Raw genomic sequence first — 26,738 nt, forward strand, 5'->3', positions numbered from 1 at the left:
CTCCTTTAGAGGTCTTCTAAATCATCAAGAACAGATAATGCATCTGACAGTTTTTTCACACCATACACTTTCATATCTGGTGGATTTTTCTTTGGCATATTTGCACTCGGTACAATGGCTCGTTTAAAACCATGTTTTGCCGCTTCTGCAATACGCTCTTGCCCACTAGGTACAGGTCGAATTTCACCCGCAAGGCCAACTTCACCAAATATCACTAAATCACGTGGTAAAGGACGATTACGAAAACTTGATACTAATGATAATAACAAGGCTAAATCAGCACTAGTTTCTGTGACTTTAACCCCTCCCACCACATTGACAAAAACGTCTTGATCAGACATTTGTAATCCGCCATGGCGGTGTAAAACAGCAAGTAGAATAGCAAGACGATTTTGCTCTAATCCCACAGCCACACGGCGCGGATTTGATAGCATTGAATGATCAACTAACGCTTGGATCTCAACCAATAAAGGTCTTGTTCCTTCCCATACCACCATCACAGAACTGCCTGATGTGATTTCATCCCCTCGACTTAAAAAGATAGCAGAAGGATTACTCACCTCTCGTAATCCTTGCTCTGTCATTGCAAAGACACCCAATTCATTAACAGCACCAAAACGGTTTTTATGACTACGTAAAGTACGAAAACGAGAGTCTGTTTCGCCATCAAGCATAACAGAGCAATCAATACAGTGTTCCAGCACTTTCGGTCCCGCTAATGTGCCATCTTTTGTTACATGTCCCACCATAATAATGGCAACATCATTGGTTTTAGCAAAGCGAGTTAGATAAGCAGCCGTTTCACGAACCTGAGCAACACTACCCGGTGAAGATTGAATATCCGCCATATGCATCACTTGAATAGAGTCAATCACCATTAATTTGGGATTTTCTTGTGAAGCAATTAAACAAATTTGCTCAATACTGGTTTCTGACAACATATTCAGTTCAGCGGTTGGTAAACCTAATCGATGTGCTCGCATCGCAACTTGTTGGAGTGACTCCTCACCGGTGACATACAACGTTTTCATTTCTGTTGCTAAACGGCACATGGTTTGTAGCAATAATGTACTCTTACCTGCCCCAGGACTACCCCCAATTAAAATTGCACTTCCAGGAACCACACCGCCACCTAATACACGATCAAACTCTTTAAATCCGGTGGAAAAACGAGGTAGTGCTTCAAGACTAATATCAGATAATTTTTGTACTCGACTAACCCCTTTAGCATCACCCGCAAAGCCACTAAAACGCTCATTACGGGAGGAAGGGGCCGCAGCAAGACGAATTTCTGTAATTGTATTCCACGCATGGCAAGCCGAACATTGCCCTTGCCAACGAGGATAATCTGCACCACATTCATTACATACAAAGGCTCTTTTTGCTGCTTTTGCCACACTTCTCTCCCTACGATAACAATTCTAAAAAAACGCGTTTAGCACTAACGCTCTTCGTGTTTTAAACCACCACTTAAAATACACATCACACCCATTAAATCGGCATGGCGAATAGCAACTTTTGCCTGAGCATACACTTTTGGTTTTGCATGGTAGGCAATACCCAACCCTGCTTTTCTCAACATTTTAAGATCATTTGCGCCATCACCAATGGCTATGGTTTGCTCCATTGGGATCTCTAAATCTTTAGCTAAACGCACGAGCACTTGTGCTTTATATTTTGCATCAACAATAGTACCTTTAACTTTACCTGTTAGCTTGCCATCTTTAATTTCAAGATGATTAGCAACAGCAGACACTAATCGTAATTTTTGTTTTAAATTGTCCGCAAAGTACGTAAAACCACCCGACGCAATAGCAATATGCCAATCCATTGACTGAAGTTTGCGCACTAAGCTGGTTAATCCTGGCATTAGCGGTAAATCATCCATCACTTTTTGCAAAATAGAAGCATCGGCACCTTTAAGTTCAGCAACACGGAGTTTTAAGCTTTCACTGAAATCCATTTCACCTTGCATAGCGCGCTCTGTTATTGCCGCAACTTTATCCCCCACTCCTGCAAGTTTGGCGATTTCATCAATACACTCAATTTGAATAGCCGTTGAGTCCATATCCATGACTAAAAGTCCAGGAGAACGTAAACGAGGAATTTCACCTAGTGGAACGACATCTAGGCCACATTCATCAGATAAACGGCGAATCCTACGGGTTAGACTGCCGGCGATACGCACCACTTGGTAATCATCAATACGCCATGAAGAAACCACAACAATGGCTACGCCTAATTTATGTTGGAACTCGCTTATTCTTTTCTTATCAAGTTCGCGACCATAAAGTAACCATCCGCTATCACCAGCACGATAATCCAGTGGCATCACCTCTTCACCACTGAGTGATAACGGCAGACCTGGCCATTTACGGATTTCATCCGGTAAATAGCAATAGGTCAGACTATTTGACATACTTATTCTCCTGTTTTCCCCTGTCTGAACAAAATAATCGTTATTCAGCCTATTCTATCTCTGACTCATCTGGCAACATGCACATACTTGCTTACGCAAAAGGATGAACATGCTTAAAGACAAACTAAAATTCAAACTACAAAAAACGGCGATTATACTGATTTGTATCGCACTATTGGCATTTCTTATGCAGGGCGCGTCTTATTTTAGCCGTGCTAATCAGCATGCCCGTATTACCCAGTTTGAAGAGCTTGCAAAAACGCTGGCAGAACAAGTTGCGTTCTCTTTATCCACTTATCTGGATGACAGTAGCAAAGATAACGTAAATCCCCTCATTATGGCTAATTTAAATCATCTAACTCACAATAGTCGGGTGCTTGATGCCAGTCTTTATTTAGAAGATGGTACACAAATAGCGCATAGTGGTGAAAATGTCACTGTTAAAGAGCGATTAGCACTGGAAGGGCAAAAAAGTGGAGGTTCTTTTAATCACCAACTTGTTGTTCCCGTACCGGGCAAAGATAAACCGAAGGGTTTTTTAAGGCTGACATTAGATACTCACCAGTTGGTCACGGAATCAAGCCAAGTCGATAACACAACAAATTTATTACGCGTGATGCTGTTAGTTGCGCTCGCCATTGGCTTTTTACTTTCTCACAACCTTCTTCAGTTAACACCTGTTCATTGGCAACAATCTCCTTATTTATTAACGGCCAATTTACCACCTCGTACTGAAAAAGAAGGGGCTGAAGAGCTCGATAGTGATGAAGAGAAAGGATCTACTGAGGAAGATAACAGCGCAGAGAATAAAACAGAGAAGTCATAATTTTTATTCTATTGAGAAGTTACTAAGTGAGTTGAGTTATTCATTAGCTGAACTCGCTTTTTTATTTCTAATTAGCCATAACTCAATTTAGATATATCTAATTTATACGTATTTTTGTGCTATTTCCTTAATCTTTAAAGGGGTTTTGTTTAAAGTCACGGTAAATTCTAACCAAGTCATTAACCTAAAAAGATAGGTTTTAAATCTTTTTCTGGCTCTTTGAGTACTGAGGTGGTTATGACTGAACAATCTGTTATCCAACGTTGTCGACAAATCGTAGAAAACCCAACCCTTTCCCCGGAACAAAAACGTCATTTTCTTGCATTAGAAGCTGAAAATATGCTGCCTTATCCCTCACTTCCTGTGGATGCAACAAAAGCACTTAATGAACGGGTTATCTGTGATATGTATGAAGGTCACGCCCCTTATAAACCGCGTTATGTATTACCTGATTACGCGAAGTTTTTAGCACAGGGGTCTCGTTATTTAGAACTCGAACCCGCCCAAGACTTTGATGATGCCTTAAACATGCTGACTATTCTTTATCATCATGTTCCTTCTGTAACCTCTATGCCTGTTTATTTAGGGCGTCTCGATAAAGTCTTACTGCCTTATGTGGGCGAGCTCACCGAAGAACAGCTTTATCCTAAATTGAAACGCTTCTGGCGCTATCTCGACAGAACGCTACCAGATGCCTTTATGCACGCCAATATTGGCCCTGAAGACTCTGTTCTTACACGTTTAATACTTAAAATAGATGTTGAGCTTCAACAAGTCGCACCTAACCTTACGTTTATTTATGATGCGAATTCAACACCATCAGACCTACTTCATCAAGCAATCACCAATATTTGCCATAGTAGTAAGCCACATATTGCCAATGGTACCTTGCAAGATGCGGTATTTGGCAAAGATGAATATGGCATTGTCAGTTGTTATAACTCTTTGCCTCAAAGTGGTGGTGGTAGCACCTTAGTGCGTATAAATCTTAAAGAAGTTGCACAGCGCAGCCAAGATAGTCACGATTTTTTTGATAAAACATTACCATTTTATATGCAAAAACAGATAGAGGTTATTGATGCACGTTGTGAATATCTCTATGAAAAATCGAACTTCTTTCAACAAAGCTTCTTAGTAGAAGAAGGGCTTATCTCACCTGATCGTTTTGCGCCAATGTTTGGTATTTACGGCATGGCAGAAGCCGTAGCACTTCTACTTGAAAAAGAAGGCAAGCAAGTCGCTTATGGTGATAATGATTCTGCCAACAAACTTAGCTATATGATCAGCGAAAAATTAGCACAATTTGTCGCTGATACACCTGTTAAATATGGTTGGAAGCATCGAGCCATGCTACACGCACAATCGGGTATTAGTTCTGATATTGGAACAACCCCTGCGACCCGCATTCCTTATGGTAAAGAGCCAGATCCTGTTACCCATTTAATGACGGTTGCTCCTCACCATCAATTTTATACCTCAGGAATTAGCGATATTTTAACTGTTGATGAAACAATCAAACAAAATCCTGATGCGTTAATGCAACTCTGCTTAGGGGCATTTTCCTCCGGATTAAGAGAATTTACCGCCAATGTGGGTGGTAATGATTTGGTGCGTGTTACTGGTTATATGGTGCGCTTATCTGATTTGAAAAAATACAAAGAAGAAGGCTCTCGCCTAAATACCACTTGGCTAGGTGATGAAGCCACTGCAAATTGTCATATTGCTGAACGTAAACCACGAGTTATTAGTCATGAACAGCAAATGCGTTTCGATAAATAAGATACTTCCCTTTTCTTGTGTAGATGGTCCGGGCAATCGCCTGGCCATCTTCCTGCAAGGGTGTAATCTGCGCTGTAAAAATTGCCACAATCCCTACACCATAGGGATCTGTGACAATTGTGGTGACTGTATTCCGACTTGCCCACAGCAAGCACTTTCATTGCAAAACGGAGTTATAAGTTGGAACTCTGACAGTTGTGAGCAATGTGATACTTGTATTCAGCAATGCCCGCGTCAATCAAGTCCGATGACATTGACCTACACGGTTGATGAACTAATGGCTATTACACGCAAATATGCAGCATTTATTAATGGTATAACAGTAAGCGGTGGTGAATCCACGTTACAACTTCCTTTTTTGATTAATTATTTTAAAGCAATCAAAGAAGCACCTGATCTTAAACACCTTACTTGTTTAATCGACAGTAATGGCACACTTTCCCTTAGTGGCTGGCAAAAAATCGCCCCCTTTATGGATGGCGCCATGATCGATTTAAAAAGTTGGAATGAAGATACTCATATTTATTTAACTGGCCGAGGTAATCAGCGTATAAAAGAATCAATCAAATGGTTAGCTAATAATAAATTACTTACAGAATTACGCCTTTTATATATTCCAGAAAAAACAGATTATTTAGAAAATATTGAATTACTTTCCCAGTTTATTAATTCACTTGATGAATCAATAAATATTCGTATAAATGCTTTTCATCAACACGGTGTTTATGGCGAAGCCGGTCAATGGCGCTCTGCTAAGCAAGAAGAAGTTGAATTATTAAAAAAAGAACTTAATAAAAAACATATTTATTTAATAAAAACACCAAATACATACGTATAACAAATATTAATTTAAATAATTACCAATTAATTATATTAAATACAACAAAATCTAATTACATTTATTACACCTTCTCTATATTGACAACTATAAATTATCTATTTAACCTTCGACTTCCTGCCAATTTAATACGGAAGAACATCTTATGAAGATATATATAGATAAATTAAAGCTCGCAATTATTATAGCGTTAACCATTTCACCTTCCTATAGTTATTCCGAACAAAAAGTAAATGATTTAACATCATCTGATTATATTGATTTTAATTTTACAGAAATAGACCGTAATAATCTAAGAGATTTTAAAAGTAATGAACATAGACATGGCGCAATGGATTTCAGAAATACGCCAAATTTCTTCTCATCAAAATACAAAAACATCATTATTATATCGGATAAAAAAAATAGCAAAATAAGCTATAATTTAGGAAATGATTTTGAGCCACTATCAATTGATGGCATCAATAGTCTAGATATATTATCAATATCAAATGATGGCCGTTATGCAATTGGTAGTGGCTATTCTACAGGTGAATTTATACTTTTTACTTATGATACTTACCTAAAAACAAAAAAAATAATATCTGATAAAATATTAGATAGTGATGATTATTACTTCACTACACAAGATGGACAATATTCTCTCTATTCAACCTATGATACAGAAATACTCACACGTACAAACGATATTCCTTTTAATAAAAAAAACTTTTTTATCTATGATAATATCAATAATAAATCTATACCTTTAAATGATATAGATAATACTCAATTAAAAAATCATAAAGAAAAAAATAGGTTTTCTACTTATAGAAATTTAAAGCTATCACAAGAAGCAACTCCATTATTTTCAAATATTCTCGGTGCTACATTAGATAACCGATATTTTCATGGTCTATCCACAAGAACGCCTAAAAACGAAGCGGAAAAAAGAGCAAATAAAGATATAAAAATAGCCTTTATTTATGATAATGAAAATAAAAAAATAAACTTTATATCTACTTCTGAATATGGAAGTTCAAGAATAAATGCAATCTCTAAAAATAATATTGCTGTTGGCTGGTACGAAGAAAGAAAAAAATACAATAATAAAGAACCACGAATTCTTCGTAGGGCTTACTATTATAATATGAATGATAAAGAAATCTCACAAATAAAAGATATTTCCACATGGACTCTTTATAATAATTCAGAAGCAACAGATATTTCAGAAGATGGCAATATCATTATTGGTTGGGTATCTAATACTAGCAACCAGGATCGCTATAAACTTTTTGACATGGGTGGTATAAGACAAGCTTTTGTTTATCAGAAAAAAGAAAATAATACGATGATACTTCCATCTCTTAATACAAATAAAGGTTCATCAGAAGCTCATTCAATATCAAGAGATGGCAATACTATTTTTGGGGTCTCACAAAAAAATGAAGGTTCATGGCGTACCGTTGCTTGGCATTTAAATAATAATATTAATAAAGTTGATCAAGAAAAAGAAAGAATTAATATCCATCTTGATACTATTTTAGAAAATAAAGATATTGATTTAGCTCAAAAAAACTTTAATAGAATAAAAAATGAACTGAAAAAAAATGATGAGCTTTATAAAACATATGAATCTAACCTAACCAATGAGCTACAAAAATCGACTGTTCAATATGAAGAAGCCTTAAAAGAAAGAAAAAGAATTGAAGACATCATTGACCAAGGTGGTGCAGAGGCTTGGAATAAATACTCAGATCAATATGAAGAATATGAAGATAAAGAAAAATTTTATAATGCACAAAAAACACAATTACAAGCTGACATAGCATTATTAAATCAAAGTCAATTAGCTCAACAATTACAAATAACCCAATATGAATATGATAAAAATAAAAATATACTTGATAAACTTCAGCAAGATAAACCGGCTGATACTAAAGAGCCTGTTAACCCAGTTAATGTAATAGAACCTGTTAAACCGGTTGATACTAAAGAGCCTATTAACCCAGTTAATGTAATAGAACCTGCTAAACCGGTTGATGCTAAAGAGCCTGTTAACCCAGTTAATGTAATAGAACCTGTTAAACCGGTTGATACCAAAGAGCCTGTTAAACCAACTGATACTAAAGAGCCTATTAACCCAGTTAATGTAATAGAACCTGCTAAACCGGTTAATGCTAAAGAGCCTGTTAACCCAGTTAATGTAATAGAACCTGTTAAACCGGTTGATACCAAAGAGCCTGTTAAACCAACTGATACTAAAGAGCCTATTAAACCAACTGATACTAAAGAGCCTATTAAACCGGCTGATACTAAAGAGCCCGTTAAACCAGCTGATACCAAAGAGCCTGTTAAACCGGTTGATACCAAAGAGCCTGTTAAACCGGCTGATACTAAAGAGCCCGTTAAACCAGCTGATACCAAAGAGCCTGTTAAACCGGTTGATACCAAAGAGCCTGTTAAACCGGTTGATACCAAAGAGCCTGTTAAACCGGTTGATACCAAAGAGCCTGTTAAACCGGTTGATACTAAGGATCCCGTTAAACCAGTTGATATCCCAAAAATACCAGCACTAGTGGTAAGTAAACCAATTGATATCGAAAATACATATCGTTCAATACAAGAGACTGCAAATAGCGCTTATCAATTTATTAATTTACAACAAGGTAGACTACGTTATATTGCCTCTGCAACATGTAATGTAGGCACAGAAAAAGCTTGTATTAGTGGCTTTACGCATTACCAGTATCTTGATAAAGCAAAAGGGACACAGACAGGCCTTAGTGGTGCTTATCGTTTCGATCTCAATAAAACACCTTTAGTTGTCGGTTTAGCGATTGATACTGATATTCACTCTTCTTTACCTAAAGGCTATCAATATCAAGGTTATCCACTACCATTAATCGGTTTTCGTGTTGATCTCGCGCCTTCACTGAATAAAACGATAGATAACAATGCATTACATCTATCACTAAAAGGGGCTTATTTAGATAGAAAAATATCAATCGAAAGACAAGCATTAGAAAATACGGAAGCAGGAAAAGGCAACACAAGGATCTCTGGTTATCACATTGATTTACAAGGATATTATTCATACACTGTATCAAATAAATTTATACTCACTCCATTTGCTGGGCTTACTTTTAATCAAATCTCACGTTCAGCTTATAGTGAAATACAAAACGCTGAATTTATAGCGCATTACGATGCGCTCAAAACGTATTCACTATTAGCTAAAATGGGATTAGGAGTAGACTCTTTATTAGGTGCCTCATTTATACTCAATACTAAAGCTGGTTTGCTCTGGAATTTATCACACCATCAAGGTGATTTCCGTAGCCACATTGACTACTTAGGTCAGCAAAATATTGATTATTCTGAAAAGAAAAAACAGCTAAAACAGCGCCCATTTGCCAGTGTAGGATTAACTTATCAGTTTGATAAACACGCATCCTTGAATACTTCTGCTAATTGGGAAATGACAACCTATCGTTATCATGACCTGCAATTAGGAATGAGCTATACCTATCGTTTCTAATTATTTTTTGTTCTCACGCTTCTTATCCATAAGGATAGGAAGCGTTTTTTTTAGAAACTATTAAGCATTATCTACCCACCAAACTCGTGTAGATACTTTCTCAAGCAGTGCTTTATTGTGACTAAAGATAATTAAACTTAAAGGACGTTTTTGACTTTCATCTATTAATACTTGCCAAATATCAGCTTGGATCTTCGCGTCTAATTGTGCCGTGACTTCATCTGCAATCAATATTTTCGTACGAGGATCTAACGCGCGTAATAATGCAATACGCGCCAATTCTCCGCCAGATAATTCATTAGGTCGACGTGTTAACCATTCTGATTTTATTCTTAATTTTTCAAACCAACTTTTATCTGGCGACCAAGCATCACGAACACTATCTCCTGTTGTTCGAAATGGATTAAAGCATTTATCAGGATGCTGAGGGACTAATTGAATAGGACAATAACCTTTTTCAGGTAATGGTTTGTCATTAACCAGAATTGAGCCTTGAGTTGGTGCTTGCCACTGCGCTAGAACACGACCTAATGTCGTTTTTCCTGTACCGCTTGGCGCTGAAATACCCAGCCTTTCTCCTGCTTCTAACGAAAAGGAGAGATCTTGCCATAACATCTTACCTGCTTGCTGAACAGATAATTGTTTTAACTCTAAAAGTGGCATAAAGATAACTCCGGCAATAACAAATTAAAGATATAAAAATAAAATTTATTAAATCAATATGATAATGGGTTCAGTGATGTTTCTGTTTGGCTTAGAAATTGTTGTTCAGGTAATGCATTCCAGAGTGTTTTTAACCATTCACTACCTTCATGGCGATTAAGCACCGTGGCAGGGATAACTTCATTGACCTCCCCCTGATTAAGCACCGCTATCGTATCTGCGAAACGTGCAGCAAGGGCTAAGTCATGTGTTACCCAAAGCACAGATTTACCCTGATTGCATAACTCTCTTAAATGCCCTAGTAACAGACATGCGTGCTCATCATCAAGCCATGAGGTAATTTCATCAGCCAATATATATTGTGCATTAGAGAGTGTTGCATTACAGGCCAATACACGTTTTGCCATACCACCTGAAAGTTTAGCCGGATACGTTTTAACTAACGAGCCTGATAGATGATAAAGCCCCAATTGCTGCACAATATCATCTGATGTAACTTCAGCACCACTCAAATGCGCTGAGCGACTTAATTGTTCACCGATACAAATTAAAGGATTAAGCGCCGTCACCCCCTGAGGAATATAGCAAAAAGTATTTCCTCGATAAGCAATGAGTTCTCTCTCACTCAATGTATGCCCATTAAGTTTAATTGAGCCACGAACTCGCATATTAGCAGGTAAAAGCCCCAACGCACTTTGAAGTAATAAGCTTTTACCTTCGCCACTTCCCCCCACTAATGCCAACATTTTACCTGGTTTAATATCCAGAGAGATTGATTTTAGCAACGGTTGCCAATTTCGTTTTCCCAACCAACGAAATTGTGCAATATCAATGGAAAGCTGCTCAAAACTTAACATCCCGCCCCTCTTAACCATAATTGTTGCATTGCCTTAGCAAATTGATCGAAAATCAACACTAAACACATCAGAATAAATCCAGGAAACACTACCATCCACCAAGAGCCCGTACTTAAATAACGTAATGCATCAGATAGCAATAAACCTAAAGAAGGCTCATGAGCCGCTTGTCCAAAACCTAAAAAACTTAACGCTGCACTATGTAATACCGCATGAGGAAACATCAATAACGTTCCTACAATCCACTGTGGTAATAACATAGGAATATAGTGTTTTTTTACACATTCAAAAGGTGAATTACCAATACGACGTGATAACATGACGTAATCCGCCTCTCGAATACGCTGAATTTCACCACGTAAAATTAATGCAAGTTTAGGCCAATGAGTTAATGCCACAGCCCAAATCACCCCTTGTTGCCCACCACCTAGGGTAAAACAAATCAAAATCAGTAGTAATAAATGAGGTAATGCTAAAAGCGCATCAACAACACCTCTAACAAAGAAATCACAATAACGATTAATTGACGAAATACCCGCGAAAATTAAAGCAATAGCGCCACTAACAACCGCACTTGTCACACCAATATTTAAACTGCTTAGCATCCCTTGAAAACAACGCAACCACAAAGAACGGCCTAAATTATCAGTACCGAACCAATATTGATCTGACGGAGCCTGATTTCTAGCCAAAAAATCCATTACGATATCAGTATGAGAAACAGAAAAACCATATGCAACTAACCCTATTAACGCGAGGGTGACTAACAAAAGTCGTAGCAAAGGCTTGTTCGGATCGTAAATCATGAGTCTCGTAAAATTCCTTTATTAATACGTCTTAATAATGTGTTAGAAATACTATTACCAAAGAAAATCAAAATAGTGCTGAAAACAACAATTCCCATTAAAAGAGGAATATCGCCTCGTAATCCTGCATCAACAGTCGCTTGTCCTAAGCCCGGATAAGCAAATACTTTTTCAGCCAGAAGAGAACCACCAAGTAATTCACCAATTGATGCAAACTGTAAGCAAAGTGCGGGCGTAATGGCATGACGTAGAACATGAAATAGCATCATAGCCCAACCTTTATCACCTTGAGCCTTCGCAAAATGGATAAACTCACTGCCCATCACTTCAGCAACTTTCGCGCGAGTATGCAGTGCGATATTTCCTGTACCTAATAATCCAAGAGCAATCATAGGTAAGATAAGATGAGAAAAACGCTGGCTTAATGTTGCTGTTTCGGCACTACTTCCCATTGGCCATGCACAGCAAATTGGAGCCCAGTGCAAAGTGACAGAAAACAGTGATAACAGCAGTAATCCTACCCAGAATGTCGGTAACGAGGCTAACAAATAAGAGAGTATAGAAATAATTCTATCCGGCCAACGATTAAGATATCGACCAGCCACTAATCCCATTATCACGCCAATCACACCAGAAAAGACCCAAGCTGAAAAAAGTAAAATAAAGGAAGGTCCTGCACGCTCACGAATTACATCAATAACAGGCATGTTATACAACATAGAATAGCCAAAATCCCCTTGAATGATTTGACTAAACCAAAGCCAAAATCGCATCCATAAAGGTTGGTCAATCCCCCAACGCGCTGCAATTAAAGGATATTGTTCAGGAGGAACATTCAGGAGATCACTGCCAATATAGGCCTTAATAGGATCTATCGGTGAAAAACTTAATAAAATAAAAACACCTGCTGTTGTCACCAACAGCAGGCAGAGTAATCGCAGGAAAAAACCTGCACTTTGACGTATTACTGACAAGTCCACTTCCAAGTATCTACGCTATTTAATAATGACCAGGAGCCATGAATTTCAGGAGTTCCTGTACCCAAATCAACACAAGGGTTAGTTAGATAAGTATGTTGCACATTCATCAGCCAAGCCCAAGCGGCATCACCTTTTACACCAACGCCATTTTTACCATCCCATTCCACTGCTTTCCAATGAGGAACGGCTTCTTGCCATGTATGAGCATCGAGTGCTGCTTGCAGGTGTTTTTCGACCTCAGGATTTTTGTAATAACCTGGATTATAATAACCAACGCCTGCCGCATTTTCGCTGTAATGATGATACAACTCCATAGGATCAAGACTTCCCCAACCAAATAAAGTTGGATTTGAGTGCATATAACGCTCTACGGTATCCCAACTCCCTGATTTAAGATCCATTTGAATGCCAAGAGGCTGTACTAACGCACGAACTGACTCCGCTAAATCGCGACGTGTTGCATCACCGCTGGTATACCACAAGGTTAATTTAGCTTCTAAGCCGTCTTTTTCACGAATACCATTTTTATTGAGCTTCCAACCTGCATCTTCAAGAATTTGTTTTGCCTTTTCAACATCACCATCTTTAAATGCTGCATCAGTTTGATCCCAAGGCAGTCCTTTTACACCGGTATAAGCGGGAACTGCATAGCCATCAAGTACTTGCTCTGACAGCAATTTACGGTCAAGGGCATAATTGATGGCTTTACGAATAGCGATATCAGCCGTGATATCATTACCAATATCATAGCCTTGTGCATTCTTCTCACCTGATTTTACCATTGGGAAAACAATACCGCGGTTTTCAACACTTGGTCTTTCCCATAATTTTGTATTAGGTAAGTTTTTAGCAATAGCCGCCGTTGCTGGCGGAATACGAACTATGCCTAATTGCCCACTTTGAGCAGCGGCAAAGGCCGCATCTTCATCAAGAAAAACAAAAATGAGCTTTTCAAAATCGTTTTTCTGCCCCGCATAATAAGGGTTAGCCTCAACAATTAATTGCTGACCCGGTTGGAAACTGACCATACGATAAGGACCGGCACCAATTGGCTTTTGTGCATAAGTTTTTTCATCATACTTATCAGCAGAAACAATGCCTAACGAGCCTAATACATTAACAAACGTACTCTGTGGTGCTTTTAAGGTAATAGTGACATGTAAATCGTCATCTGCTTTTGCAGAAAGAAAATTCCCCATATCTACTTTACCGCCACTTGCAGCCGCATTGTTATAAGTAAACACAATATCTTTTGCCGTTAGTGGTAAACCATCGGAGAATTTTAAATCGGGTTTTAATGTTAATTTCCATGTTTTGCCATCTTCACTTGGCTGGTAGTCACTTAACATATTGCTATACCAAGAGAGATCCGCATTTTGCTTTAACAATGGGCTATGAAGAAGTAAATAGCTACCATGGCTCCACCCCAACATTGGGTCAAAACCTTCTGTTGGCTCTTCACCAATAGCCAATTTTAACGTTTGAGCCGATGTTGCAAAAGGAACGCTTAGTGCGGCTAAGCAAGTTAAAGTTACTAATGATTGCCGCCAACCAAACCGAATAGACATAAAACATTCTCCGATTTTTTAGATACGACTTATCACCAGTCTCTAATCTTATTAGAAAAGAGGCTGAAATAAGATAAATAACAATGATAATTATGATGCTCTACAATTATTGCAGATAAAGAATAAATCAGTGGCACCATAATAAATTTTTTTATTCAACTACTCGAATAATATTCGACAGTTTATTGATTTCACATAAACTTTTATTAAGCAACAATACTCATTATGGCAAACTTCTAGCAAGTGCACAGTATTTTTCTAATAAATAAGTTATATATTTATCATTGAATTTATCAGTGAGCGTAAAACGAAATAAAGTGACTTTTTAACGAAATTAGATTATCTCATTTCATTTAATATGCACTAAAAATAAAGAAGGCACATTATTGTGCCTTCTTGTAATTATGAGTTTAATATTTTCTTTAATTTAAAATAGCGCCTACCTAAGCGCCAACGTAATCTAAAATCTTTTGCATTCTGCCAGATAAGTGTCCAAATTCCCCTATCAAAAAGCTCTTTAACTATTTGTTTTTTAACTTCAATAGATTGAATAGAACCGATTGAATGAATAATTCCTAAACCTTCTTTTGCTATTTGCCAATAGCAGGCATTAATATTTTTAGCGACATCCTTATGCTTTTGATTAATAGCATCAAGCATCTCTAATATTTTCATGTAATTATGAATAGTTCGAACATGAATAGTATCATTAGGTGTTACATGAGAAACAGACTCAGAGTGAATAAAATAGTCGTAATAACGCTCATCAATATATTTAACACGTTTGGCTGTTAATAATGCCTCCGTTGTCCATGGAATATCTTGATGATGTAAGCCTGGCTCAAAATAATAACCATGAGCAAGTAAAAACTCACGCCGATAAATATTTAACCAAGTTACATGTAAGAATTTTTTAGAGTTTAATGCTATTTTTAACCATTGTGGCCCCGTTAAAACATCCGTTGAATGTAATCGGTTAGATGGGAAGATAGGACGTGACGGACGCCCATCAGAATAAACATAATTACCATTGCAAGTCGCAATATCTAAGTCATCTGTAAGGGCGATTTCGAGTAATCGAGGATACATTCTGGCATCAATAACATCGTCAATATCCGGAAAAGCGACGTATTTTCCACGGGCAACATGAAAGCCAGTATTACGGGCAACAGAAACACCTTGGTTTTCTTGTGTCAAAATAGTGACATCAGGGAATTTATCTTTCCATTCATAAAGTAATTTCAAGGAATTATCTTTAGAACCATCATCAACAAGAATAAGCTCCCAATTTTGTAGTTTTTGCGCTTGTAAATAATTGAAAAATTCAGATAAAAATTTCTCACCATTATAAACGGCAACCACAATACTTAATTGAGGTACAAAAGAAGACATAATCAACCTTTCATTCTTTGTAATAGGTAACTTTCGCTCTGAGAATACCGCTTAAGGATAGCAAAGATACCAAGCTGAATATGGAGCTATTCTTGCTATTTTCTTGTTATGCTTAAGTGAAAAAGTTACTTTTCTGCTAATTCGAAGTAAAAATCATTATTAATAAGGAATTAGTATAGTTAACTTTTGAAACTTCCGATGAAGAAAAGGTTAAGCAAGGTTGTTTTTTAAAAGAAACTACTAAAGGAAAAATTAAGGTTTACACAGAAAAAACATGCTATCAGTCGTTATGTTATGTATTAATGAGTAATATAAGTATCATTAATACTCCTTTTCATAGTTAATGAGTAGTGTAGGTGTCATTAACGAAAAACATCCGCATAGCGGATGTTTTAGTCTTTATCTATATCAATAATATTTGGATACTTGTTATATTTTTATTCTTCGATATCTTCTTCATCACAAACTTCAAGTTCTGGAAAATAATCAACTCTCCAAGAGTTGATCCCTTGATAAACTTCATCAACGGCATTTTTTACGGCTTCGGTCATCGGGTAGTAAAAACCGACTAAATCGGGTTGGATCCCTAGAAAAGTGATATCAGGAATATCATCTTTTAATTGATCAATAAGAAAATTCAGCGGCATATTATGAGTGCTCATAATAAACATTTCCGCTATATAATCAGGATCTATCACCCTGATCTCACCCGGGTTTAAACCAATGTCAGCGGCATCAACAATGACAACACATTGCGGTTGTAGCTCTCTTACTTGGTAAGAAACATTCTCAGGCGCACTTCCCCCATTGATAACAATCCATCCATCAATTGGGTTTGCTTCCATTAACTCAGCAAGCAGAGGGCCTGCACCATCATCACCCATCATACTGTTGCCGACCGTCAATACCACTTTAGGTGCTGTCATTGTGTCACTCATGGCTTTCTCTTCACTATCAAATAAATGGCAGGTTCTGCGTGGATCTCACCCAATAGTTTAATCAGCGTTTGACTCCATTCACTAAAAATAGGATCGTCACTTTTTGTGATAGGATCAAATGCCAAAGCTAACAAGTGAGTATGCTCTGAATTAATGTTTATTTCGCCAAATGTCAGTAATCCGTGCATTTTGCGCTTAGCTTCACCTTCAGGTAATAAATTAATCCATTCTTTATATTTTTCTAAAGGACAGACTAACTCTGTTTTTAAACAGTCAATCATTCCCACATGGTGGCCAATTGCGAGCGAGTAATACATCACCTGTTGCGCTTGTTCAGGAATATCATCATCGCTATCTACAAACTTTTGTCTTAATGACCAAAAGTAAACTTTAGCGTCATCAGGCATATACACCTCCTTGGCTTAAAGAGTAGACCAAGCGTTTTACAATCTCTGATAAACGAGGATCGTTAGCTTGTCGTAACCATTCATCAACACGACCACTCACTTCTTGAATTGTGGCACCTTCAAGTAATGTCAGGAAGTGATCGCTGATTTGTCTTCCTTGGTAATAGCCAGCAAGACGACGCGCTTCACGCTCAATCATCACGCGAGCATCAAGAGGAATAGAAGGCAAAATAAGTGAGGCTTTTTCATTCTCAACTTCTATATGTGATTCACCTTTTAATTTCTGATCAAGCAAACCTAAGGCAACAGCAAAACCATAAATAGTTGCTGCCGGTGTTGGAGGACAACCAGGGATCCACACATCAATAGGCACGATAGATTCGCTTCCCCCCCATACGCAATACAGATCGTGGAAAATACCGCCACCACAACCACAAGCGCCGTAAGAAATACAGATTTTTGGATCTGGCGCTGATTCATAAGCACGTAATGCAGGAACACGCATCTGGCGCGTTACTGCGCCAGTGAATAATAAAATATCAGCGTGACGAGGTGAGGCTACCACTTTAATACCAAAACGTTCAGCATCAAAAACTGGTGTAATTGCGGAGAAAATTTCAATCTCACAACCATTACAACCACCACAGTCAACACGATAAACATAAGCTGAACGCTGAATATCTTTCAACAATGTTTGCTTTAGCTTTTGTACCTGTTCATCAAGAGTGATAGGTTGGCTAACATGATGATTAATGGGAATTTCTGGTAGACTCATTTTATTGTACTCCCGATCTCGCCCATACTAATATTTTCACGGCCATCAGATAATAAATTATGTTTACGCTTACATTCAGGACAGGTTTCAAATTGTGGTCGCATTGCTTCCACGGTATTTTCATCCCAACCTGATTGCACTAATAATGCCATCGCATATTCAACCGACTTTTTAGGGGTAAATGGCTGATGGCACTCACGGCAATTCAATAATTTAAACGTTCCTTTAATATAAAGGTCTGATTTTTTCGTCACTGCTGTTTCAAACATATCCGATAAAACAATCGCTCTTGTTGGGCAAACTTCTTCACAGCGACCACAGTAAATACAACGACCAATAAACAATTGCCAGTGACGCTCACCTGTTTCTAGATTGGTTTCCATCGTTAATGCATTGGCAGGGCAAGCCGCAGTACAAGCACCACAAACAATACATTGCTGTGGATCATATTCAGGCTTTCCTCTAAAACCATCCGGTAAATCCAGTGGCTTAAATGGATATTTTGTTGTTGCTTCGCCTGTTTTGATTATGGTTTTAAACAATTTTAACATCGTTCATTCCCTCACTTGAGCGGCGAATTTTTACGTTCGATGCTATAACGTTCAATTTCTTTATAAGAAACTGTTTTAGATTTACGTTTTTTCACATCGACAAGCGTTACCCTGTCAGTACAGGAATAGCAAGGGTCAAGGCTACCGATAATCAATGGCGCATCGGATACGGTATTTCCTTGCAACATATAACGTAATACAGGCCAGTTAGCATAAGTAGCTGCACGGCAACGCCAGCGGAATAATTTTTGGTTATCACCCAACATACTCCAGTGAACATCTTCACCGCGTGGTGCTTCTGTAAAGCCCAGTGCAAATTTATAAGGTTGATAAGTAAAGCCTTCCGTTAATAACGGGCCTTCTGGCAGATTATCTAAGGCATATTCAATCATTGCCATTGAATCTAAGACTTCTTTAATACGCACCATCACACGAGAGAATACGTCACCACCTTCATAACTAAAAAGAGTCAGTGGGAGATTGCCATAATCGGCAAATGGATGGTCAAAACGCACATCACGTTTAAAGCCACTTGCTCTTATCATCGGGCCTACAGGGCTAAAATCACGAGCAACTTTTTTGTCTAAAATACCCACACCAACCGTACGCTGTTCCATATTAGGTGCAGTGAGAAGAATATCGACAAGTTCAGTAACTTCACGACGCATTTCTCTTACTAATTGAATAGTTTTAAGGCGCTGATCTTTTAAGATATCGCGACGAATACCACCAATTAAGTTTAAGCCATAGGTTTTACGTGCACCGGTGAGCATTTCTGCAATCTGCATTGATTTTTCACGAATACGGAAGAATTGCATAAAACCAGTATCAAAACCTGTAAAGTGGCTTGCTAACCCAATATTTAATAAATGGCTATGAAGGCGCTCAACTTCTAATAAGATTGAACGAATAGTATGCGCACGACGAGGCACTTCAATGCCTAATGCATTCTCAACAGAAGTCACATAGGCCACGCTGTGAGTAAAACCACAAATACCACAAACGCGGTCAGATAAAAATGTTACTTCGTTATAACCCATACGGGTTTCAGCCAGCTTTTCCATACCACGGTGAACATAGAACATGCGGTAATCTGCATCGACAATATTTTCACCGTCGACAAATAAGCGGAAATGCCCAGGTTCATCCGAAGTAATGTGCATTGGGCCGATTGGTACAACACGCGCATCTTGCTTACCTTCGTTCACAAAAGGATAAGTTTCAACTTCAGTTGCTGGTGCTGGACGTTGACGATAATCCATCGCATCTTTACGCAGTGGATACATCTCTTCAGGCCAGTCATCCGGAAGCACTAAACGACGCTCATCTGGTAAACCAACTGGAATAAGGCCATACATATCACGAATTTCACGTTCACCCCAAACAGCGGCAGGCACTCGCGGTGTTACAGACGGGAACTCTAGCGTAATTGGACTAACATGGGCTTTAACTACAACCCAGCATTTTTCACCCTCTTCCATTGATAATGCGTAGTACACGGCATAATCCCCGTTTAAACTACGTTCGTCATTACCAAATAACACCGGTAACCAACCGCCTAAGCCGTAATACAAATATTCCACCACTTCAGGAAGTGATTCTGTTTTTACTGTTATCGTCAATTGATCAGCGGTTTGTCGCTCTTCATCAAGAACAGCTGATGGGAATTTTTCACGAACTTTGGCAACATAATCTCCACCTAGCTCTTTTCCCTCTTTTCTACTGACATAATTTTGGTAGCTCACGTTACATCTCCTGAACTGATGTGGATTGATTGCTGATTAAAGTTGTTGGCCATGCATAATTTGGTGATTCATTTTTATCAATATTCATCACGATATTAGCGGCATTTTCTAACAGCTCGCTGACAGGCTTAGGAATGTGAGTTCCCATTAACAACATAAGGGCAATCAAAATGACCATTGGTAATGTGGTTAAGATCCCCAGTTCACCTTTAGCAACAACATCAGGTTTTGGACCAAAGACGGTTTTCGCCACCATACGAACTAATCCACCTAATACTATGGTTAATAACAATAATAGTAGAATAGTTAAACCTATGTGCTGAGAAGCTAAACCTGCCACAACAATCATAAATTCACTGATAAAGACGTTGAAAGGAGGCATCCCCCCTAACGCTAACGCGCCACCAGCAAAAAGAGCCGCACTTAATGGCATCACTTTAAACATGCCTTTAACGACATTTAAATCACGTGTGCCGTATTTCAATAACACGTTACCAGAGCCACAGAACAACAGTGCTTTCGCTAAACTGTGGTTTAAGGTGTGGAATAAAGCCGCCAAAATCCCAATTGGCCCACCAATCCCTAATGCCACTGCGATTAATCCCATGTTTTCAACACTGGAATACGCTAAAAGACGTTTCATATCGCGCTGAATAAGAATAAAGAAAGCCGCGATAGCAACAGAGAGAAAGCCAAATATTAACAGCAAGTTACGTGTAAATTCAGTGCCAATAGCAGCATCAATAATGATGTAATAACGAATGATGATTAACAGCGCACAATTCAGTAACACTGCCGATAACAAGGCGCTGACAGGGCTTGGTGCTTCACTATGCGCATCTGGTAACCAAGCATGCATTGGGAATAACCCCGTTTTGGTACCAAAACCGATTAAAATAAAGACAAAAGCTAAATGCATCAGAGTTGGATCTAACTGGTCTGTATATTTCAACACTTCAGTCCAGAAGATGGCCTGATCTGGATCAGGCATAAAGCTTGCAGCATTGGCATAAACCAAAATAGTACCGAAAAGACCGAACGCGACACCGACACTACAGATGATGATGTACTTCCACGCTGCTTCCAAAGAGGAGCGTTGACCATAAATTCCCACTAAGAATGCAGAGCTTAGGGTTGTTGCTTCAATGGCTGCCCACATTAAGATCAAGTTATTACTGGTGATCGCTAATAACATGGTGAATAAAAACAGGTGGAAGAAACCATAGTAATTACACAAAGTGCGCACAGAGATTTCACCCTCATCCACTTCGTGACTCATATAGCCAATAGAATAAAGCCCCGTTAAAAAGCCGATAATACCTAAGATGGCTAGGAATAATGCGCCTAAGCTATCAACGTGAACCCAATTAGCAGCCGCCAATATTTCGCCATGAGACATGACATCTGCCACGGTTCCTAATGCAGCAACTAATAAGACGCTGATACCAATGGCATGAACGCCTGTCACAATAGGACGTGCACCCGCTTTTAATAATGGACTTAGAAACGCCAGTATTGAAAATACCAACGGCGCAAACATTAAAATTGTTAACATGGTTGTTTGGTTCATCTCCTCACCCCTTCAGCGCGGTCAGTTGATCCACGTTCAGTGTGTTGAGCGTGCGGTAAATCTTACGAGCCAATACTGCCATCACAATCACAGCAAAGATGGCGTCAGTGGCGATACCAATTTCGACCAGTTCTGGTGCTCTCCACGCCAATAATGCCAGTGTTAAGTGAGAGCCGTTTTCCATTAAGCAGTAACCAAAAGCTTGTTTTAGGATATTGCGTTGAGTCACGATGCAAAGCAGACCCAGCATAAAGTGTCCTAAAGAAACCGCGAGTGCAGGTTTCAAATCAACAACCATTGGTATTTGAATTGGCTCAACCACAAACCAGCTTAGAATAACGATAACAGCCGCCAGCAACATTAATATTGCGGGGCTAATAACACTGATATTCGCACTAGGATCAGATAACTTACGAAATGCAAATCCTAAAATAAGTGGAACAAGCAGAACTTTAGTAAAGAAGGCGGTAATTGCCCACAGAGTTAGTTGGTGTGCATCTAACGTATTAGCCAAGGTGACAAAAATCATCACCAAGACGAAAGATTGCAATGCATAGAACCAACATGAAGCAATTGGCTTTTTCGCGCCAATTACCAGTAGCGAAGTTATCATCATTAACCCCGCCAAATTGTTTACGATAAGTGCTCCAGTCATGATTTATCTCCCTTATCCTAGCCAAGTGACTGCGATAACACTGGATGCAAAGGACATAATAATCAGTATTCCAATCACAATTTGCATTGCCATAGGAACAGGTTGTCCTTCCTCAACTTCTTTACTTGGCTTGCCCGGTACAACACGGCCAAACCAGTAGATAAACCAAGTGAAGCTAGCAACAGACTCAATTAGCACTAGCACCATAATTGGTGTCATCACCCAGAAAATACTCGACAATTCAAAACCTGCGGCAAAAATTGGGAATTTACTAAAGAAGCCATTAAGTGGTGGAACCCCTGCAATTGCCAACGCAGCAACACAAAAACCCACACCCAATAATGGATATTTATTAATTAGCCCTTTTAAGCGAGGCAACATGCGAGTACCGCAGCTATAACTCAATGCACCGGCAACTAAGAAGAACAAGCTTTTGGCAAAGGCGTGGTTAAAGATATAAGCTATACCGCCTTCAAACGCTTCGCGCGGTCCAAAGATAGAGATAGATAATGCGAGGAAGATATAAGAGAGCTGAGTAATCGTTGACCATGCTAATAAGCGTTTCATATCTTTTTGTGGCAGATACATCATAAAGCCATAAATCAGTGTGATTACTGCCATGGTAATACCTACCCATCCAATAAGATGAGGAACATCACCATCTGCCGACATAATCGCACGAGCAAAGATATAAACACCGACTTTTACCATTGATGCTGCGTGTAAGTAAGCACTTACAGGAGTTGGTGCTTCCATCGCATCAGGTAACCAAGCTTGTAGTGGTAGTTGAGCTGACTTACCCCAAGCTGCAAAGAGGATACCGCCAAACACAATCAGTTTGGTTGGTTCGTCTAAAGTTGCAATTGCGGTTAACTCAAATGTTCCTGTACTGACAAACAAGGTTGCTGCTGCGAGATAAAGACCAATTGAAGCAACGTGAGTGATCAATAAGGCTTTCATTGCTGAACGGAGTGATTTCTCAGATTGGTAGTAACCGATTAACCCCCAAGAACAGCCCCCTGTGATTTCGAAAAACAGGAGTTGACCTAAAATAGTTGATGAAAGCACTAAGCCTGCCATCGCCCCAATAAAGATCAATAAGAAAGCATAATAGCGACGAGTTCCTTCATGAGGATGCTCACGGTTGCCATTAGTCAGATAACCTGTGGAGTATAAACTCACCAGTAATCCTAAGAACACAACAGCGAAAGCAATCAAGGTACTCACACGGTCAATGGTAAAACCAAAGAGCGCGATATCACCATATTGTACTAGCGTAATTGTAGTATCGACTTTACCTTCAGCGAGGAACTGCCAACCTAAAGCAACCGTTCCTAACGTGGCTAATAAAGCGAACAGTGTACATAACCACTTCGCCATCCGATTTGGCATTAAGGACGTAATCAACGCCCCTGCAAATGGGATGAGTAAGGTCGCAAGAGCTATATTTTCCATTGTAATCATCGCTCCTTATAGACCGGTTAAATAGAAAACAAGAGCCAGTGCCGCAACACCGAATCCTAACCATGTCACATGGTGAGTCAGCAAGAAGCGACCACGCGCTAAACTGTTTTCAACCAATGACGCTAATACAAACACCACTAACAATTTCACTGCCATTAAAACCAACGCAATGATCAATGCAATAAAAGTGAATTCTGTTGCTTTACCGAAAGGAATAAAGATAGCTAAGAACAGTTCAGCCACCACGACTTGTTTTAAGCCAAGGCCGAGTTTCACCATGGCAAAACCAGAGCCTGAATACTCAGTTAATGGTCCTTCTTGTAACTCTTGTTCCGCTTCAGCAACGTCAAATGGCATTTTGCCCATTTCGATAAATGCTGCAAAAGCACAAGCTAATAAGGCTAACAGTGTGGCAGTAGGTGATACCCAACCTTGAGCCAGTGTTGCACTTATGGTGCCAACGTTGGTTGAACCCACAATTAAAGCCACCACAATCAGCGACAACACTAAAATTGGCTCAACTAACACACCCAGTGTTAATTCACGGCTAGCACCAATACCAGCAAATGGACTTCCTGAATCCAGACCAGATAAAGAGAAGAAGAAACGATAAAGTGCAAACAGATAAATCAGTGCAATAAGATCGGCCGCCCCCGCAAACAGTGACGTTGCAGTAAAGACAGGCAGAGCCATAGCAACCACTAACATACTTCCAAGTAATACATACGGCATCACTTGGAAGATCACACCAGATTGCTCTGGCGCTACTGATTGACGTTTAAATAACTTAAAGATATCTCGATAATCTTGCAAAATTCCGGGGCCTCGACGTGAATGCATCTTGGCGCGAATTGTGCGCGAAATACCTGTACATAATGGGGTTATCGCGAGCAAAAAGAGTGCTTGAATGAGTGCGAATATTCCCATCATTAACGTAGGTGCTTCTTGGAAAGTCATAAGTCCCTCTCCTTACGCTGCGATGACTAAAAGCAAGATGACCAGCGCTGCGACAACGTAGAGACAATAAAGTCTGAAATCCCCGCCTTGTAGGCATTGGATACGTTTTGCAAAGCGTTGGATACCACGAACCAGAGGATAAATAATGCGTTCATCCCAGAATGGTTCAACCTTTTCAGCACCGAGCTGTGTTTTATTAAAACCACGAGACAGCAATGGAGATGGATCAAGTTGTTTACGCATACGATAAAGCGGTGCAAACATGCTACGTAATGCTTGAGTAAAACCACCTGCTGACACTGCCATATCTTTTTCCCATACATAACCACACGCCCAAGGATCACCTTTACGACGAGACGCAGGTTGATTGCCTTTTAGGCCGAGATAAATCAGGAATGGAATAAGTGGTAAGGCAATTAATAAAACAAATGTTAATGCTGGAGAGAACATTGCTTGTGATGCGGTATCAGGAACAAGCATTGTGCCTTGAGTCACGGTTAATGCACTGGTTTCGCTAAGTGACATTGCAATGTTTGCAATAATTGGCGCAACAAAAGCAGCCCCCACACCTAACACAACACAGAAAAGTGCTAATAAACCCATTGCAATCGTCATTGGTAAAGGCACTTCTTTCGCTTTTGTTGCTTGCTCGCTACGCGGGCCACCACAGAAGCTAACACCATAGACTTTAACGAAACACATTGCCGCTAATGCCCCTGTAATTGCCAACATAATAATGGCAATTGGACCACTTAAGCGCATCACAAAGTTACCTTCGTAACTCATCGAGAAGAGAGACTGATAGGTATACCACTCACTAACAAAACCATTTAATGGTGGTAGTGCTGAAATCGCCATACAACCAATTAAGAAGGCTGTTGCGGTATAAGGCATTAGTTTTGCTAAGCCCCCCATCTTATCCATATCACGAGTGTGAATTTGGTTAATAATGGCACCCGCACCAAGGAATAATAATCCTTTGAACACAGCATGGTTTAATAAGTGATATAAAGCACCTAACAGGCCAAGTGCAGCTATAACAGGATGATCGGTTGCCATTCCTACCATGCCAACACCCACACCCATTAAAATGATGCCGATATTTTCAACGGTGTGCCATGCGAGTAAGCGTTTTAAATCATGCTCTGCTAAGGCGTACATAACACCTAATACAGAAGAAACTGCACCAAACCCAAGAACAACAATACCCCACCACATTTCTGTGGCCCCTAATAAATCGATACCGACTTTGATTATCCCAAAGATACCAATTTTAACCATTACACCTGACATTAATGCCGATGCGTGTGAAGGTGCTGCGGGGTGAGCTTTTGGTAACCAACTGTGTAATGGCAACATACCGGCTTTGGCACCAAAACCAAAGAAACCCAGTAAAAACACCACAGAGGCCATTGCAGGAGAAAGAGAAAGTTGACGGAATGAATCAAAATCAAGGCTACCACTTTCACGCCACATCAAGAAGAAGGCAATCATGATTAACACGGAGCCTGCGTGAGCGATAAAAAAGTAGAGCAAACCAGCGTGAATAGATTCATCATCTTGATCAGCAATAACTAAGAACCAAGAGGCCAGTGACATCATTTCGAACAGGATAATAAAGTAGAACGCATTATCCATCACGACTAAACCTACCATGGAAGCAATAAACAGATTCATAAAGAATCCCATGCTCCATGCGCCACGCCCTTTATATTCTTGCACATAAGCAAGAGAATAAAGCGCACACACGCTAACCAGTAATGAAATGACGAACACCATAAAGGCGCCTAACATATCCATACGTACCACGAAGGCTGAAAATTCAAATGGGCCTGCCGCGGTAAAAGTGGCGATTTCACCACCGAAAATAACTGGTAATGCACTTAAAACACCCAATACACCACCGATGATTGCGCTGATCCCCGAAATAAGGATTGCCAACCCTTCCTGTTTCTTTAAAAACAGTGCAATAACGCCACCAACAACATACAGGATGACTGACCACAGCAGTAACTGAAGAGGTTCCAT

The 26,738-nt window shown here is 39.3% G+C and carries 22 protein-coding genes; 4 read left to right on the top strand and 18 right to left on the bottom strand.

Features of this window, described 5'->3' with window-relative positions:
• Positions 1–5: 5 nt before the first annotated feature.
• Both radA and serB read right to left on the bottom strand, forming a co-directional pair.
• On the bottom strand, positions 6–1,397 hold the full coding sequence (gene radA, locus JEP40_RS02900) for a DNA repair protein RadA (RefSeq protein ID WP_198622386.1): 1,392 nt from the start codon (positions 1,395–1,397) through the stop codon (positions 6–8).
• 44 nt (positions 1,398–1,441) lie between these two features.
• Positions 1,442–2,419 carry a phosphoserine phosphatase gene (gene serB, locus JEP40_RS02905; RefSeq protein ID WP_198622387.1) on the bottom strand — a complete coding sequence of 326 codons (978 nt, stop codon included), beginning with the start codon at positions 2,417–2,419 and terminating at the stop codon, positions 1,442–1,444.
• A gap of 109 nt (positions 2,420–2,528) precedes the next feature.
• On the opposite strand from serB, the gene JEP40_RS02910 reads away from it, so the two are divergent.
• From JEP40_RS02910 to JEP40_RS02925, 4 genes are all read left to right on the top strand, one after another.
• On the top strand, positions 2,529–3,245 hold the full coding sequence (locus JEP40_RS02910; RefSeq protein WP_198622388.1) for a YtjB family periplasmic protein: 717 nt from the start codon (positions 2,529–2,531) through the stop codon (positions 3,243–3,245).
• A gap of 237 nt (positions 3,246–3,482) precedes the next feature.
• The gene (locus JEP40_RS02915) at positions 3,483–5,024 is read left to right on the top strand and encodes a YjjI family glycine radical enzyme (RefSeq protein WP_198622389.1); all 1,542 of its coding nucleotides are present in this window, start codon (positions 3,483–3,485) and stop codon (positions 5,022–5,024) included.
• Positions 4,996–5,862 (top strand): YjjW family glycine radical enzyme activase, encoded by an 867-nt coding sequence (locus JEP40_RS02920; protein ID WP_198622390.1) that lies wholly within the window; start codon positions 4,996–4,998, stop codon positions 5,860–5,862. The genes JEP40_RS02915 and JEP40_RS02920 overlap by 29 nt, the downstream gene beginning before the upstream one ends.
• Positions 5,863–6,007: 145 nt before the next feature.
• Positions 6,008–9,382, top strand: a complete 3,375-nt coding sequence (locus tag JEP40_RS02925; protein WP_198622391.1) for an autotransporter domain-containing protein — start codon at positions 6,008–6,010, stop codon at positions 9,380–9,382.
• Positions 9,383–9,442: 60 nt separating this feature from the next.
• Here the strand turns inward: JEP40_RS02925 and JEP40_RS02930 are convergent, their stop codons facing one another.
• The 16 genes from JEP40_RS02930 to hyfB form a co-directional block, all read right to left on the bottom strand.
• Positions 9,443–10,045, bottom strand: a complete 603-nt coding sequence (locus JEP40_RS02930; protein ID WP_198622392.1) for an ATP-binding cassette domain-containing protein — start codon at positions 10,043–10,045, stop codon at positions 9,443–9,445.
• Positions 10,046–10,098: 53 nt separating this feature from the next.
• On the bottom strand, positions 10,099–10,902 hold the full coding sequence (locus tag JEP40_RS02935) for an ATP-binding cassette domain-containing protein (protein ID WP_198622393.1): 804 nt from the start codon (positions 10,900–10,902) through the stop codon (positions 10,099–10,101).
• Entirely contained in the window at positions 10,896–11,708 is an 813-nt protein-coding gene (locus tag JEP40_RS02940) for an ABC transporter permease (protein ID WP_198622394.1), read from the bottom strand. Before JEP40_RS02940 ends, JEP40_RS02935 begins: the two co-directional genes overlap by 7 nt.
• Positions 11,705–12,688 (bottom strand): ABC transporter permease, encoded by a 984-nt coding sequence (locus tag JEP40_RS02945; RefSeq protein ID WP_198622395.1) that lies wholly within the window; start codon positions 12,686–12,688, stop codon positions 11,705–11,707. The genes JEP40_RS02940 and JEP40_RS02945 overlap by 4 nt, the downstream gene beginning before the upstream one ends.
• Entirely contained in the window at positions 12,673–14,256 is a 1,584-nt protein-coding gene (locus JEP40_RS02950; protein WP_198622396.1) for an ABC transporter substrate-binding protein, read from the bottom strand. Before JEP40_RS02950 ends, JEP40_RS02945 begins: the two co-directional genes overlap by 16 nt.
• Before the next feature lie 402 nt (positions 14,257–14,658).
• Positions 14,659–15,648 (bottom strand): glycosyltransferase, encoded by a 990-nt coding sequence (locus JEP40_RS02955; RefSeq protein WP_198622397.1) that lies wholly within the window; start codon positions 15,646–15,648, stop codon positions 14,659–14,661.
• Between the two features lie 437 nt (positions 15,649–16,085).
• Positions 16,086–16,586 (bottom strand): hydrogenase maturation peptidase HycI, encoded by a 501-nt coding sequence (gene hycI, locus JEP40_RS02960; RefSeq protein ID WP_198622398.1) that lies wholly within the window; start codon positions 16,584–16,586, stop codon positions 16,086–16,088.
• Positions 16,583–16,993: a formate hydrogenlyase maturation HycH family protein gene (locus JEP40_RS02965; RefSeq protein ID WP_198622399.1), complete on the bottom strand. Its 411-nt coding sequence runs from the start codon at positions 16,991–16,993 to the stop codon at positions 16,583–16,585. The genes hycI and JEP40_RS02965 overlap by 4 nt, the downstream gene beginning before the upstream one ends.
• A complete protein-coding gene (locus tag JEP40_RS02970) occupies positions 16,986–17,768 on the bottom strand; it encodes an NADH-quinone oxidoreductase subunit B family protein (protein ID WP_198622400.1) in 783 nt (260 codons plus the stop codon). Before JEP40_RS02970 ends, JEP40_RS02965 begins: the two co-directional genes overlap by 8 nt.
• Complete coding sequence (hyfH, locus tag JEP40_RS02975; protein ID WP_036934329.1) at positions 17,765–18,319, bottom strand: hydrogenase 4 subunit H; 555 nt, start codon at positions 18,317–18,319, stop codon at positions 17,765–17,767. The genes JEP40_RS02970 and hyfH overlap by 4 nt, the downstream gene beginning before the upstream one ends.
• Positions 18,320–18,330: 11 nt before the next feature.
• Positions 18,331–20,064, bottom strand: a complete 1,734-nt coding sequence (locus JEP40_RS02980) for an NADH-quinone oxidoreductase subunit C (protein ID WP_198622401.1) — start codon at positions 20,062–20,064, stop codon at positions 18,331–18,333.
• Position 20,065: 1 nt separating this feature from the next.
• A complete protein-coding gene (locus tag JEP40_RS02985; protein WP_198622402.1) occupies positions 20,066–21,634 on the bottom strand; it encodes a hydrogenase 4 subunit F in 1,569 nt (522 codons plus the stop codon).
• Between the two features lie 4 nt (positions 21,635–21,638).
• Positions 21,639–22,289, bottom strand: coding sequence for a hydrogenase 4 membrane subunit (gene hyfE, locus JEP40_RS02990; protein ID WP_196567300.1), 651 nt, complete (start codon positions 22,287–22,289; stop codon positions 21,639–21,641).
• A 12-nt stretch (positions 22,290–22,301) separates the two neighbouring features.
• Positions 22,302–23,753 carry a hydrogenase 4 subunit D gene (locus tag JEP40_RS02995; protein WP_269814748.1) on the bottom strand — a complete coding sequence of 484 codons (1,452 nt, stop codon included), beginning with the start codon at positions 23,751–23,753 and terminating at the stop codon, positions 22,302–22,304.
• A gap of 6 nt (positions 23,754–23,759) precedes the next feature.
• Positions 23,760–24,710 (bottom strand): respiratory chain complex I subunit 1 family protein, encoded by a 951-nt coding sequence (locus tag JEP40_RS03000; RefSeq protein ID WP_036934336.1) that lies wholly within the window; start codon positions 24,708–24,710, stop codon positions 23,760–23,762.
• Between the two features lie 12 nt (positions 24,711–24,722).
• Positions 24,723–26,738: a hydrogenase 4 subunit B gene (hyfB, locus tag JEP40_RS03005; protein ID WP_198622404.1), complete on the bottom strand. Its 2,016-nt coding sequence runs from the start codon at positions 26,736–26,738 to the stop codon at positions 24,723–24,725.

Source organism: Proteus vulgaris (assembly GCF_016239305.1).
Lineage (GTDB): Bacteria > Pseudomonadota > Gammaproteobacteria > Enterobacterales > Enterobacteriaceae > Proteus > Proteus vulgaris_C.